This window comes from Polynucleobacter cosmopolitanus (assembly GCF_002224225.1).
GTDB lineage: Bacteria > Pseudomonadota > Gammaproteobacteria > Burkholderiales > Burkholderiaceae > Polynucleobacter > Polynucleobacter cosmopolitanus.
The window spans coordinates 373,343-385,848 of the sequence record NZ_NJGG01000001.1; the positions used below are offsets into that span (position 1 = coordinate 373,343).

Genomic DNA, 12,506 nt, shown 5'->3' on the forward strand with positions numbered 1-12,506 from the left:
ACGGCACATGAATCGATTTAATCACTCTCAACCAACGGTTAAGTCATTTCAAGATCGGCTGAGTGTTGCCATGATTTTTGTATTGATTTGCTTTTCAATACTTTTGTTGAGATTTGTCTGGCTACAAGTATTCACTCATCACCGTCATTCTTTAGCGGCGGAAAATAATCGCATTGCCTTGATTCCGGTTCCTGCTAATCGCGGTCTTATTTATGATCGCAATGGTATTGTGATTGCGCGCAATTACTCTGCTTACACCCTAGAGATCAATCCTTCACAAGTTGAGACCAACTTAAATGAATTGCTTGATCAACTGTCATTGGTCATCGACATTCAACCGAAAGATCGTCGTAACTTTTTGAAATTAGCAGCAGAGTCAAAAACTTTTGATTCATTTCCAATCAGAACTTTGCTCAGCGATGTAGAGGTTGCAAAATTCACGGCACAACGCTTCAGGTTTCCTGGGGTAGAAATTCGTGCGCGTTTATTTAGACAATACCCTTATGGTGAGCTTGGCTCACATCTGATTGGCTACATCGGCAGAGTCTCACAAAAAGATCGTGAAAAATTAATTGCCGAATTAGACTCCAGCAAAAGCATGGATGAGGATTGGGCTCAGAGAAAAAATATCAACTTATTGGGCATGCCCTACATTGGCAAAGTTGGCATTGAACAAAGCTATGAACAGGCTCTCAGAGGTTCCCCTGGATTTGAGCAAGTTGAAATCACTGCTGGTGGAAGAGCAGTCAGAACACTTTCAACATCTTCTTCCACGCCCGGAAAAAATCTGGTGCTGGCTGTTGATATCAAGCTTCAGCATTTGGTTGAGCAAATGTACGGGAAAAGACGTGGCGCATTTGTGGCGATTGAACCAAACACTGGCGACATCCTTGCATTTGTTTCTAAGCCAAATTTCAATCCCAATGATTTTGTGGAAGGTATTGATGCCAGCACTTGGAAAGACTTGAATGATTCTCTAGAGAAGCCTCTTTACAATCGGCCATTAAAAGGCACTTACTCACCAGGATCAACCTATAAGCCATTCATGGCACTGGCAGCTCTTGAGACCGGTAAACGCACGCCTAGTCAGTCGATTGCCGATCCTGGTTACTTTATTCTCGGCAACAACACTTTCAGAGACGATAAAGTCGGTGGCCACGGCACAGTGGACATGGCCAAATCAATTGTTGATTCTTGCAACACTTATTACTATCACCTGGCTCGTGATATGGGCGTCAATCCGATGCACGACTTCATGAAACCACTTGGGTTTGGTCAAATCACCGGGATCGATCTTGATGGCGAAGCACGAGGCATTCTGCCCTCAACAGCTTGGAAAGAAAAGGCATTTAAGAAGTCTGAACAACAAAAATGGTTTGAAGGTGAAACCATTTCTTTGGGCATCGGGCAAGGCTATAACAGTTTTACAATTTTGCAATTAGCGCATGCCACCGCCAATATTGCTAATCAAGGTGTTGTGATGAAACCGCACTTGGTTAAATCAGTAGAAAACCCTATCACCAAAGATCGCGTTTTAACCACGCCACAAGAAAGCTACAAAATTGATCTTAAAAAAGAAAACATAGACGTGGTCACCAATGCAATGGTGGACGTGAATAGATTTGGTACATCAGCAGGAGCGTTCAAAGGTGCGAGCTACAACGCTGCGGGTAAAACTGGTACAGCACAGGTGTATAGCTTGAATGCTAAAAACTATAACCACGGTGCAACCCCAGAATTTTTACGAGATCATGCTTTGTACGTTGTCTTTGCCCCAGCAGAAAATCCAAAGATCGCTATCGCCATGATTGTTGAAAATGCTGGCTTCGGTGCAGCTCATGCAGCTCCTATTGCGCGACGTGCGCTTGATTACTATCTTGAGGGTCGCTGGCCCAAGGAGGTTCCGGAATGGAAAAACGCTCCTTGATTCATAAGATTGATTTTCTGTGGAATGGCCTTGATAAAACCTTGGGGCTGATTGTTTTAGCTCTTGTGGCCATCAGTATTGTCACATTTATATCGGCGACCAGCGGAACACATGTGCAATTTATTGATCAAGCACGCAACCTGATTGTGTCGATTGGTGTGATGCTGATTGTTTCTAGAATTCCGCCCAAGTGGCTAGAAAAATCTGCGATTTGGATTTACACCATTGGTATTGCCTTGCTTCTTGCTGTAGCTGCTTTTGGTCTGATCAAAAAAGGTGCGCGACGTTGGGTCAATATTGGCATCGTGATCCAGCCATCTGAAATCATGAAGATTGCGATGCCCATGATGTTGGCTTGGTACTTTCAACGTCGTGAAGGCGTCTTAAAGACTTGGGATTATGGTGTGGCAGCTTTGTTGCTGATCTTGCCAGTGGCTTTGATTGGTCGGCAGCCTGACCTTGGCACTGCATTGCTGGTATTGGCATCTGGTATTTACGTCATCATTCTTGCGGGCTTTCCATGGAAGTACATCATTCCAGTGGTAGGAGCTGGCACGCTCGGCATTTTGTTGATCATTATTTTTGGTGGCTACATTTGCGAACCAGAAGTGAAATGGTATTTACTGCATGAATACCAAAAAAATCGTGTGTGCACGCTTTTAAACCCGAGCTCTGACCCTCTCGGCAAAGGTTTTCACACGATTCAATCCATCATTGCAATTGGCTCAGGTGGGCTATTTGGTAAAGGCTGGCTGAATGGTACTCAAGCACACCTTGAGTTCATTCCAGAAAAACACACCGATTTCATTTTTGCTGTTTTTGCTGAAGAATTTGGCTTGCTTGGTAATATCATTTTGCTGGGCTTATTTGTTGCCTTGATTCAGCGGGGTCTTGCCATCTCATCAAATGCTCCAACACTCTTCACAAGACTTTTGGGCGGTGCCGTGACAATGATTTTCTTCACTTATGCCTTTGTGAACATGGGCATGGTCAGTGGCCTGCTACCGGTGGTCGGCGTACCGCTGCCATTCATCAGTTATGGTGGTACAGCCCTGGTGACCTTGGGCATCGGCGTGGGCATTTTGATGAGCATTCATCGCTACCGCAGACTTGTGCAAAGCTAGAAATTAATCAAGTAATCCATCGAGATGGATAAGAGAGAGATAAAAGAAACATAAAAAAAGCCCAGCTCGAAGCTGGGCTTTTTGATCATGCAAATCAGCGAATTACTTCTTACGCTTATTCACAGCATCTTTAAATGCTTTACCAGCTGAGAACTTAACTGTCTTAGCGGCAGCAATTTTGATTGCTTCGCCAGTTTTTGGATTGCGGCCTACACGAGCAGCGCGCTTACCAGAACCAAAAGTACCAAAACCAATTAACTGAACGCTATCACCTTTGGTAACAGCCTTTTTGATGTTGTCCATAATTGAATTCAATGCAAATTCAGCTTTGGCCTTTGACAATTCAGATTCTTCTGCAATTGCGGAAATAAGTTCTGCTTTATTCAAGTGATGCTCCTTATCAATCATTGTTGGATGTTTGCACGTAGAACACTACGTGCTTTAAATTGTAACCATAATTTTTGGAAAGAATATTAAATTTGAATTAAATGTTTTAAGTAACAAATTAGCCAACTATTTGTTATATTTACAGCAATGTCTTCGCCTGTTTTTCTAAGCCCCGCCCTGATCAGTATTGCTGCCATTCTTTATGCAGCAAGCTTTTTAATCAACTCTTATGTCATGGGCTCGTTTTCTTTTTCCCTTGGGGTGTCTTGGGTTTTTTTGCCCGCAGGATTTAGGTTGTTGCTGACCCTGCTATTAGACAAAAATGGGGCCCTAGGTATTGCCATGGCCTCTATTGCTATCAGCCTGGGCTTCTATTTTGAAGATCCAATCCTAGGCATTGGCGCAGGAGTCATCAGCGGTTTGGCGCCCTACATAGCGAAACTACTTGTTTTTCGAGACTCTGACTTAAAACAAGATCTCTCTCAGCTCGACGCAAAGCAATTACTCAATTGTGTTTTTGTTTTTTCAATTGTCAGCCCTCTCATGCACCAAGCATGGTACAAACTGCATAACGAAGATAGTCCTTTCTTTGAAGGCTTGGGCGTGATGATCATTGGGGATTTGATTGGCACATTCATTGTTATCTACTTGGCCAAAGCAGTCATCTTTCTTTACAAGAAAAGAATCTTCAATCAAAAAGCTTGAATCACGCCACTAAACTAATGTGTGCTTTATCCCTATTTTGAGTATTGATTTGATGCTTTAGAATGATTTCTTCTTTCAAAAGAAGAGTGTCTTATGACCAAAGAAAATAATCACTTCTCCATAAGAGAAGGCGAAAAAGTAGAAGTTAAATTAATTGATAGCAAAGAATTGATGGGCAAGTCCAATTACTTGGACATTGCACACGAGGGTGAAGTCTATCGACTGAGAGTCACCAAATACAGAAAATTGATTCTGACCAAGTAGTTAATCAACAATCAGTATGTCTTTGACAAAATAGCCTGTGTCACCAAAGCAGGTTGTTGGAATGCCCACGTGCTCTTCATAAACCAATGAAACGCGCTTGCCCATGCTTTCATTGATTTTTTTGACCACCGTTTCATCATGAACGGTGAAGTTAAATTTTTCACTCAAAGTTCCAGGCATATTGATCATGGCCAACTCACCCTCCCAAGTTTTGCATAACCAGCCTTTTTTAGAAAGCTTTTGCACATACCCAGCGCGCTCACCAGCTGAATAGCTCCAAGTCAAAACCAACCAGGTGTAAAGACAAAAAAGTAAAACCAAAACAATTAAGAATCCAATAAATTTTTTCATGCTTATTCCTGGGTTGGATCGTGCCAAGTTGGGTATTTTTGCATCACACTTAAAAACAAAGGTGACTCTAGATGTTGATTTAACCACTGTTTTAAAGAATCTAGGCCAGATTGATCAATCCAGTCTGGATCAACCATTGCAAACTGACGCACAAATGGAAATATCGCTATATCAGCCAAACTCACCTTAGATCCTAATAGATGAGTACTTTTCGTTAACTGCTCATTGATGGGACCCAGAAATGATGCTGTTGCTTGGCTCAATGTCTCTTCAAGAGAAATATCTGGGTGCCTATCGGGGTACTTGTATTGATCCAATAACTTTTTAAAAGGGCCGTCATTTTTTGCCACCCATTCATCAATCACTGCTTCTGTTTCTGCAGTCAGCCAACAATCTGGATCAGACTGTTTTAAAGCCCACTTCATGATGTCATAACTTTGTTCAATCACAAGCCCATCATTTTGTAAAACTGGGACAGTTCCTTTGGGTGAGATGGCCAATAAAGAGGCTGGCTTTTCTCTTAAAGAAATTTCTCGGATTTCAACTGGAATGCCTGAATATGCCAAAGCCATCCTGGCTCTCATGGCATAAGGACAACGCCGATAAGAATATAAAACGGCCGTCATTTAAATAGATGACTCACGGTTCTTTTGCTCAATCATTTTTACCAAAGCATAAATAGCCTGGTGATTGGGCGCGTAAAGGCCATGTTGTTTTGCTTTGCGAACAATTAAGCCATTCAAATAATCTATCTCTGTTGGCTTGCGGCGCATGAGATCTTGTGCAGTAGATGAGCGCTGATTTGCCATTGTTTTAGCAATTTGCTCATTCACCATTTGTGCTTCAGCTAAAGATATATCAATCTTTTCTTGATGCGCCACCAACAAAAATTCCGCGGTGAGATCATTGATTAATTGCCAGATATTTTCTTGCTGAGCCATTTCACCGTAAGTGATTTGTCCAATTGCAGATATACCGTTGTACGAGCAATTGACTAAAAATTTGAGCCAAAGCTCACGCTGAATATTGTTTGAAACAGAACAAGGTATCTGAGCACTCAAAAATAGATCGCAAATCTGCTCTAACTCGGCAGAGATGTTCTCATGCCCACCAAGCTGGCCAATGATGAGCTCTCCCCGACCAAAGTGCTTCACGTGACCGTCACCACCCATGCCTGTTGCAACATAGACAACGGCAGAAATGGCAGGATTGGGCACAACTTGAGCAATTCTTTCGGCGTTATCAACCCCATTTTGCAAACTCAATATCAAGGCATCTGGCTTGATCAAATCTTTGATTTCACGCATCACGCGCTCTGTATCTGGTGATTTAACGCAGCATAAAATAAGGTCTGCGTCCTTGATGGCCGAATATTCAGTGCTGGCTTTAATTGAAACATGCTCTTGAAAAGATTGACATTCCATAAATAAGCCATTCTCTTGAATGGCTTTCACATGCTTTTGGCGCGCGATCAAGGTAACGTCATGTCCGGCTCTTGCCAACAATCCGCCAAAGTAACTTCCAACAGCTCCTGCGCCAACCACCGCTACCCTTGATATTTTATTTTTCATCTCTTGATTTTACGCCTTTGACTCCTGCAGGGCATCAGCAAATTTATGAAAAATCCTTTAGAGTGGATAAGATATAAACACTCGAGAGACAAGCGCATGAAAGCATTTCTAATCAATCCCAAGCTCAAAGAAGTCACTGAAGTTGAAATTGAGCCTACGATTGAAGCAATTCAAGATTTAATTGGTTTCAAAACAGTCGACTCTGATGAGATTGACTTCAATTTTGACCAACTTTTCTTTGATGAAGAGTGTTTTATTCGCCAACAAGATCAAGCGGGCCGCTTCAAAGTTGATAACTTGGCACCCATCGCAGGCAAAGGGGTGGTTGCCAACAGCGCAAACAATGGCAAAACAATCGCCAGCCCTCAAGTGACCTTAGAAGCTCTGATCAAGCGTGTCACATTTTTGTGATCTAAATGACCATTGATAAAAACAGCTATCAGATAGATATCTCTGATGGCATTGTGCTGATCAAGAATCAAAACACAACCATTGCTTATTGTAGATTTTTAGACTCAGGCGATATTGAGTACATCTGTGTCAATTTGGCTTATCGTCGCCAAGGCTATGGCAAGATCTTGATTGATGAAGTAAAGAAGATCACGGGCAAGATTGGCAAGATTCATGAACCAATCTCACCTCTGGGCTCTCAGTTTTTTAAAGGCATTGGCATTCTTTAAAGAGTTTTAATTTTTAAAACTTTAAATGCTGCCAAATGCTCCTTGATTGAAATCACTGATTGCTTGATTAATTTCTTCACGGGTATTCATCACAAAAGGACCATATCCGACAATCGGCTCGGCAATTGGTTCGCCACTTAACAGCAATGCCACGGTATCTTCAAGGGCTTTGACTTTGATGTCTTGCCCATCTTGACTAAATATCAGCATCTTTGCATCCTGTGCCACTGCACCACGCTCACCGGCACTTTCTAAAGCGCCACGCAAAACAACCACGGAAGCATTCCAACCATTGGGCGCGGGCAAAACAAGTTCCTCGCCTTTTTTCAAACGAATATCAAACACATTCATGGGGGTAAACGTTTTTGCAGGACCCACTTGTCCTTCATGCTCGCCAGCAATCACTCGGATTGATCCGCTGGAGTTTGATAATTGAATCTCGGGAATGCTCTGACTTAAGATCTCCTGATAAGTGGGTGGAGTCATTTTGTGTTTGGCTGGCAAATTCACCCAGAGCTGCACCATTTGGAAAATTCCACCTTGCTTTGCAAAAGCATCAGAATGAAATTCTTGATGAAGGATGCCAGAGCCAGCAGTCATCCACTGAACATCTCCTGGGCCAATCGTTCCACCTTGACCCGTTGAATCCTTATGAGAAACTCCTCCCTCATAAACAATGGTGACCGTTTCAAAACCACGGTGAGGATGAGTGCCAACTCCCTTGCGCTCATTTGTTGGTGGAAACTCGGTCGGCCCAGCCAAATCAAGCATCAAAAATGGGCTCATCTCTTTACCCAACTGCTGATAAAAGAATAAAGTGCGCACGGGAAAACCATCGCCAACCCAATGGCCTTGATCATTTCCCTGAATACCAACAAAACGCTTCATATTGATTGACCCTAGCTCGCTCATTTGTTTAATCTTATATATCCATATTAATCACTATCTGAATTATTTTCAGGCGCATTGCATAATAAGGATATCTTTTATTTTCCTATACGCAACAGATAAGACATTAAGGCATGTTCAGCACACCAACCCTCAGCTTTTTCCAAGAAATCATTGAGTTGATTGGCATCTTCTCATTTGCTGCTTCAGGGCTCATTGCTGGCTTACGAAAAAAATTAGACTTGGTGGGTGTCAGCATCGTGGCTGGTTTGACTGCTTTTGGTGGTGGCACATTAAGAGACATTCTTTTAGATCGCAGACCCTTCTTTTGGGTTGAACACTCTTACTGGCTTTGGGTGATCATTGCATTGACCATTGTGAGCATTTGGTTCATTAAGAACAAACACATTGCCTACACAGAAAAAATGATTCAGTTGCCTGATGCCATGGGCCTTGCCTTGGCAACGATCCTGGGCACTCAAATTGCACTTCAATTTGACACGCCATTAGTAGTAGCCATTTTGCTAGGGGTTATTTCTGCAACTTTTGGGGGCGCTCTGCGAGACATCGTGTGCGGAGAAATTCCTCAGCTGTTCTATGACAACCGTCCCTATGCAGTGATTGCCTTTGCTGGAAGTGGTTTGTACATTCTGCTGAGCACCTACTTGTTAGATGAATCCATGGCTGCAGTGGTTTCATTCATGTTCATTTTCATCATTCGTGCGATTGCCTTGTATAAGAATTGGCACCTACCCACATTCAGGGCTTAATCATGAACATCCATGCTGACTTCAGTCAAAAAGCCGTGGTCAACACTCACGAAGCACCGTGGTTGCCATCACCTATGGCAGGCGTTCATCGAAAACCTCTGGATCGCATTGGTGATGAAGTTGCGATTGCAACCACCATCGTGAGCTATGCGCCGAATTCTTCTTTCCCTAAACACGCCCATCCTGCTGGGGAAGAAATCTTGGTGCTTGAAGGCACTTTCTCAGATGAAAGTGGTGATTACTCAGCAGGGATGTACCTGCGCAATCCACCCAACAGTTCACACACCCCTTATTCAAAAGAAGGCTGCACGATTTTTGTCAAATTAAGACAATTTCATCCCGATGATTCAGCCACCATCAGAATCGACACCAAGAACACTGCCTGGTATCCAGGCCTGGTTCCTGGACTGTCCGTGATGCCCTTGCATGAATTCGATGGTGTAGGCACAGCACTGGTGCGTTGGGCACCCAACACCATATTCAATCCACACGTTCATCCAGGCGGAGAAGAGATTCTGGTTTTAGAAGGTGTCTTTCATGATGAGCACGGCTCATACCCGAGTGGCACATGGATCAGAAGCCCCAGATACAGCACCCACAAACCATTCACAAAATCAGAGGGCGCCCTCATCTATGTCAAAACAGGGCATCTGAATCACAAGCTAGATCGATAAGCTAACCTACCGAAGGTAGCTCCACGACAAACCGAGCTCCACCGCCAATCGCGTCCTCATGGCGAATTGAGCCACCATATCTAGTGACAATGTGCTTACATAGCCACAAACCCAAGCCCATTCCCGTCTGCTTGGTCGTACTCAAGAGCTCAAAAAGTTGAGATTTAAATTCAATCGGTACCCCTGCACCATTATCAGAAATACTTAGGTGAATAAAATGCTCATCCTTGGCAGCTTCTATAACAATTCGACGCTGAAGTGTTCCTGCGTTAGCTAGAGCCTGGATCGCATTATTAAGTAGGTTTAGTATGACTTGCTCAATTTCAGAAGAATTTACTCGAATCCGCAATTCATCATCAACTTGAAGTTGAATTTGAATATTCCTAGACTTTAGTTCTGGCTTAACAATCTCTAAAAATTTATCAATCAGCTTGCCAAGCTCGACCTCTTCAGCATTTGAGTCAATTTCAGTAAAGATTGATCTGAGAGATTTAACAATTGCTGCTGCGCGCTTATTATCTTCTTCTAGAGAATCTAAAACCTCTTTACCTAAATCAGGATTCAGCACCCCTTTTTCTAAATTCATTTTAAGAAACTGGATATTGAGGTTAGATGCGCCAAGAGGTTGATTGAGCTCATGAGCAATCGAAGCAGACAGCGCGCCTGTGGCAGCGGTCTTATTAGCCTTCATCAGACCGTAGATAAGACGCTCTTTCTCTTTTAAAAGTTCGGTAATTTTTTTATTCTCTTCGGTTGTACTCTTTAAGGCATTGGCAATTTGGTTTTCTTTTCTAATCTGCTTTTCCAAATAGAAACTATTAAGTGCCACATACACCAAGATCGTGCTGCCATAACCAATCCATAAAAGTGTTAAAGCCAGAGCATCCTGAGCATATAAAAAGAAATTAGTTTGGGTGCTTCCGAACAATATCCAAAGTGTTCTAAGAATTTCTCCAAATAAGGTAAAGGCCGTTAAAAAAATCAGCCACCTTACAACTATTGTTGGATCTACTTTGTAATACTTTCTCAACTCCCAGATTTGCCATATTAAAAATAATTCTTGAGTAATTGTGATCAAAGCCACGCGATGCTTAAAGGTGTCTGGTGTTACCCTCAAATAGTCATAAAGAAAGGCAATAAAAACTGGGATCAGCCACAAAAGCACTGCTTGAATCTTGGTAAAGGGGCGTTGATTCCAAGAGCGATATAAAAATATCAGAAGAAAAACAGAAACAATGAACGAAGTGTTTGCTACTGTGAGAAGAAAGTTATGCGTCCACAAAGCAATGCCAAAGCTGAAAGAGGACAGCGAGAAAATTCCCACGCTCAACGGCCAATAGATGCTCAGCCCACTAGCAGCACTGACGCGGTATTGATACAGGGCGCTTAAAAATAACCCCAGACCAATTAGTGAAAAAGCGATAAAAAAGATTTGATTGGCTAACTCCATGATCTACATGGTACTAAAGATCATTAGGTATGTCGTTTAAAACGACATGCCAGCACACTACAGAAACGAAAAAACCACCCGAAGGTGGTTTATAGAATCTTGGTGGCCCGGGGCGGAATCGAACCACCGACACAAGGATTTTCAATCCTCTGCTCTACCGACTGAGCTACCAGGCCAAGAATCGAGAATTGTACTATAAAAGGCTTTTTACCCCAAACTGCCCACCCCAGTTAAGGGGCTGAGTAGCCATTAAGCCTAAGAACATCCTTGGCTTTGGCACTTTGCAGATGGGCATAAAAATCCACAGCTGGCTTAGGTGGGTTCTTCATTAACACCATCCTCTGCTTGATTGGTTCATGAAAGTTCTCAGGGATTAAAAGGTGATCTGCTATTTGCGCCACTTCTTTAGATTTGGCCAAAGAATAAGCTGTTAATCCGATACCTGCCGAACCAGAAGTCACAAACATGGTTGCTGATGAAATACTCTCACCAAAAACAATCTTATTCTTTGCGGCCTCATACAAACCGAGTGCATTCAGAAAATCAATGGCTGCTTTTCCATAAGGCGCTGTATCAGGCTTCGCGATGGCGATCTTATTCACATCCTCAATAATTTTCTTCAGCTCAACTTGATTGAGACTCAACCTGATCTTTTTTGACTTATGCACAATCAAAGCCAGTCTGCCAATCGCATAAATCTTTCCTTCATCCACAGTCAAACCCTGACGATATAAAGTCAAAGGGAAACTCTCATCAGCAGACACAAACAAATGAAATGGCGCGCCCTGTTGTATTTGACGGGCAAAATTACCAGATGAGCCATAAATGATTCTTAAGTCCTGACCACCTGCTATTTTGTATTGTTGATAGATCTCTTCCATCGCTGGCTTCATGTTTGCAGCAACCACCACGGTGGCTTGCTGAGCATTTGCCAAGGAAACAAAGAAAACCGTTACTAACGATAAAAAAATTATTGGTGATAACAAATATCTAATCTTCATGAAGTTCATACACAAAAATTTTGTGATGAAAAGCAACTAATCACCTTTGTAATTACCAACATCAATGCCAAGTGCCTTGAGCTTTCGGTAAAGATGGGTTCTCTCTAGGCCAGTCTTTTCTGCAACGCGTGTCATGCTGCCTGAAGCTTGGTTGAGATGGTATTCAAAATAAGCTTTTTCGAATAAGTCTCTGGCTTCCCTTAATGGCAGATCGATGTAACTTAAATTGAATTCGGCTTGATTGGTATCGGCTTCTTCAACAATGAATTCCTCAATCTTGCTGCTGATTTGTACAGACCCATCCGCCTTGATGTCAGTTTTAGTTTCAACAACAAATAACTCTTTAGGAGGTGCTTTTTGTAAAGCCTGCTCCACTGTTTTCAATAATTTCTGTAGCGCAATGGGTTTTTCTAAAAAGTTCACCGCACCAATTCTGGTGGCCTCTACGGCTGTATCAATGGTGGCGTGCCCTGACATCATCACCACTGGCATGGTCAGCTGACCATTGTTCGACCACTCTTTTAAAAGAGTCACGCCATCAACGTCAGGCATCCAAATGTCTAAAAGAACCAAATCAGGCTCAAGATTTTCTCGGGCTTTTCTAGCCTCATTTGCATTCTGCGCAGATACCACCGAGTGCCCCTCATCCGTTAGGATCTCATTGAGGAGCTCTCTGATGCCCATCTCGTCATCAACAACTAAGATACTTGCCAT

General features: G+C 42.7%; 16 protein-coding genes and 1 tRNA gene. 8 read left to right on the forward strand and 9 right to left on the reverse strand.

The window, feature by feature from the left end:
* Window positions 1-7 precede the first annotated feature (7 nt).
* Complete coding sequence (gene mrdA, locus AOC33_RS01925; protein WP_089514917.1) at window positions 8-1,927, forward strand: penicillin-binding protein 2; 1,920 nt, start codon at window positions 8-10, stop codon at window positions 1,925-1,927.
* Window positions 1,909-3,051 carry a rod shape-determining protein RodA gene (gene rodA / locus AOC33_RS01930; RefSeq protein ID WP_089514918.1) on the forward strand — a complete coding sequence of 381 codons (1,143 nt, stop codon included), beginning with the start codon at window positions 1,909-1,911 and terminating at the stop codon, window positions 3,049-3,051. The genes mrdA and rodA overlap by 19 nt, the downstream gene beginning before the upstream one ends.
* Before the next feature lie 102 nt (window positions 3,052-3,153).
* Here the strand turns inward: rodA and AOC33_RS01935 are convergent, their stop codons facing one another.
* A complete protein-coding gene (locus AOC33_RS01935; RefSeq protein ID WP_219349892.1) occupies window positions 3,154-3,459 on the reverse strand; it encodes an HU family DNA-binding protein in 306 nt (101 codons plus the stop codon).
* Window positions 3,460-3,585: 126 nt separating this feature from the next.
* Here AOC33_RS01935 and AOC33_RS01940 point away from each other — a divergent pair, with 126 nt between their 5' ends.
* Window positions 3,586-4,143: a hypothetical protein gene (locus AOC33_RS01940; RefSeq protein WP_089514919.1), complete on the forward strand. Its 558-nt coding sequence runs from the start codon at window positions 3,586-3,588 to the stop codon at window positions 4,141-4,143.
* A gap of 93 nt (window positions 4,144-4,236) precedes the next feature.
* Window positions 4,237-4,407, forward strand: a complete 171-nt coding sequence (locus AOC33_RS01945) for a hemin uptake protein HemP (protein ID WP_089514920.1) — start codon at window positions 4,237-4,239, stop codon at window positions 4,405-4,407.
* On the opposite strand, the gene AOC33_RS01950 is transcribed toward AOC33_RS01945, so the two are convergent.
* The 3 genes from AOC33_RS01950 to AOC33_RS01960 are packed head-to-tail and all read right to left on the reverse strand — an operon-like array spanning window position 4,408 to window position 6,329.
* On the reverse strand, window positions 4,408-4,758 hold the full coding sequence (locus AOC33_RS01950) for a hypothetical protein (protein WP_089514921.1): 351 nt from the start codon (window positions 4,756-4,758) through the stop codon (window positions 4,408-4,410).
* A gap of 2 nt (window positions 4,759-4,760) precedes the next feature.
* Entirely contained in the window at window positions 4,761-5,384 is a 624-nt protein-coding gene (locus AOC33_RS01955) for a glutathione S-transferase (RefSeq protein WP_089514922.1), read from the reverse strand.
* Window positions 5,385-6,329: a ketopantoate reductase family protein gene (locus AOC33_RS01960; RefSeq protein WP_089514923.1), complete on the reverse strand. Its 945-nt coding sequence runs from the start codon at window positions 6,327-6,329 to the stop codon at window positions 5,385-5,387.
* 96 nt (window positions 6,330-6,425) lie between these two features.
* Here AOC33_RS01960 and AOC33_RS01965 point away from each other — a divergent pair, with 96 nt between their 5' ends.
* Together AOC33_RS01965 and AOC33_RS01970 are read left to right on the forward strand one after the other, a co-directional pair.
* Window positions 6,426-6,740, forward strand: a complete 315-nt coding sequence (locus tag AOC33_RS01965) for a hypothetical protein (RefSeq protein ID WP_089514924.1) — start codon at window positions 6,426-6,428, stop codon at window positions 6,738-6,740.
* Between the two features lie 5 nt (window positions 6,741-6,745).
* Window positions 6,746-7,009: a GNAT family N-acetyltransferase gene (locus tag AOC33_RS01970; protein WP_089514925.1), complete on the forward strand. Its 264-nt coding sequence runs from the start codon at window positions 6,746-6,748 to the stop codon at window positions 7,007-7,009.
* Between the two features lie 21 nt (window positions 7,010-7,030).
* Here the strand turns inward: AOC33_RS01970 and AOC33_RS01975 are convergent, their stop codons facing one another.
* Entirely contained in the window at window positions 7,031-7,897 is an 867-nt protein-coding gene (locus AOC33_RS01975) for a pirin family protein (RefSeq protein WP_089514926.1), read from the reverse strand.
* A gap of 134 nt (window positions 7,898-8,031) precedes the next feature.
* Between AOC33_RS01975 and AOC33_RS01980 the strand changes: the two genes are divergently transcribed.
* Window positions 8,032-8,667 carry a trimeric intracellular cation channel family protein gene (locus AOC33_RS01980; RefSeq protein WP_089514927.1) on the forward strand — a complete coding sequence of 212 codons (636 nt, stop codon included), beginning with the start codon at window positions 8,032-8,034 and terminating at the stop codon, window positions 8,665-8,667.
* A gap of 2 nt (window positions 8,668-8,669) precedes the next feature.
* Complete coding sequence (locus AOC33_RS01985; protein WP_089514928.1) at window positions 8,670-9,341, forward strand: cupin domain-containing protein; 672 nt, start codon at window positions 8,670-8,672, stop codon at window positions 9,339-9,341.
* A gap of 1 nt (window position 9,342) precedes the next feature.
* Here AOC33_RS01985 and AOC33_RS01990 read toward each other — a convergent pair whose 3' ends face one another.
* From AOC33_RS01990 to AOC33_RS02005, 4 genes are all read right to left on the reverse strand, one after another.
* Entirely contained in the window at window positions 9,343-10,791 is a 1,449-nt protein-coding gene (locus tag AOC33_RS01990; RefSeq protein WP_089514929.1) for a sensor histidine kinase, read from the reverse strand.
* A gap of 100 nt (window positions 10,792-10,891) precedes the next feature.
* Window positions 10,892-10,967, reverse strand: a tRNA-Phe gene (locus tag AOC33_RS01995).
* A 54-nt stretch (window positions 10,968-11,021) separates the two neighbouring features.
* The gene (gene modA, locus AOC33_RS02000) at window positions 11,022-11,777 is read right to left on the reverse strand and encodes a molybdate ABC transporter substrate-binding protein (RefSeq protein WP_245835564.1); all 756 of its coding nucleotides are present in this window, start codon (window positions 11,775-11,777) and stop codon (window positions 11,022-11,024) included.
* A gap of 51 nt (window positions 11,778-11,828) precedes the next feature.
* The gene (locus AOC33_RS02005) at window positions 11,829-12,506 is read right to left on the reverse strand and encodes a response regulator (RefSeq protein ID WP_089514930.1); all 678 of its coding nucleotides are present in this window, start codon (window positions 12,504-12,506) and stop codon (window positions 11,829-11,831) included.

Bases quoted from the DNA above. Each gene is read 5' to 3' on its own strand.
- AOC33_RS02005 (WP_089514930.1), bottom strand. From the start codon at position 12,506: ATGGCAAGTATCTTAGTTGTTGATGACGAGATGGGCATCAGAGAGCTC.
- AOC33_RS01960 (WP_089514923.1), bottom strand. From the start codon at position 6,329: ATGAAAAATAAAATATCAAGGGTAGCGGTGGTTGGCGCAGGAGCTGTT.
- AOC33_RS01975 (WP_089514926.1), bottom strand. From the start codon at position 7,897: ATGAAGCGTTTTGTTGGTATTCAGGGAAATGATCAAGGCCATTGGGTT.
- AOC33_RS01945 (WP_089514920.1), top strand. From the start codon at position 4,237: ATGACCAAAGAAAATAATCACTTCTCCATAAGAGAAGGCGAAAAAGTA.
- AOC33_RS01965 (WP_089514924.1), top strand. From the start codon at position 6,426: ATGAAAGCATTTCTAATCAATCCCAAGCTCAAAGAAGTCACTGAAGTT.
- AOC33_RS01970 (WP_089514925.1), top strand. From the start codon at position 6,746: ATGACCATTGATAAAAACAGCTATCAGATAGATATCTCTGATGGCATT.
- AOC33_RS01990 (WP_089514929.1), bottom strand. From the start codon at position 10,791: ATGGAGTTAGCCAATCAAATCTTTTTTATCGCTTTTTCACTAATTGGT.
- AOC33_RS01955 (WP_089514922.1), bottom strand. From the start codon at position 5,384: ATGACGGCCGTTTTATATTCTTATCGGCGTTGTCCTTATGCCATGAGA.
- AOC33_RS01935 (WP_219349892.1), bottom strand. From the start codon at position 3,459: ATGATTGATAAGGAGCATCACTTGAATAAAGCAGAACTTATTTCCGCA.
- AOC33_RS01980 (WP_089514927.1), top strand. From the start codon at position 8,032: ATGTTCAGCACACCAACCCTCAGCTTTTTCCAAGAAATCATTGAGTTG.
- AOC33_RS01940 (WP_089514919.1), top strand. From the start codon at position 3,586: ATGTCTTCGCCTGTTTTTCTAAGCCCCGCCCTGATCAGTATTGCTGCC.
- AOC33_RS01985 (WP_089514928.1), top strand. From the start codon at position 8,670: ATGAACATCCATGCTGACTTCAGTCAAAAAGCCGTGGTCAACACTCAC.
- rodA (WP_089514918.1), top strand. From the start codon at position 1,909: ATGGAAAAACGCTCCTTGATTCATAAGATTGATTTTCTGTGGAATGGC.
- AOC33_RS01950 (WP_089514921.1), bottom strand. From the start codon at position 4,758: ATGAAAAAATTTATTGGATTCTTAATTGTTTTGGTTTTACTTTTTTGT.
- mrdA (WP_089514917.1), top strand. From the start codon at position 8: ATGAATCGATTTAATCACTCTCAACCAACGGTTAAGTCATTTCAAGAT.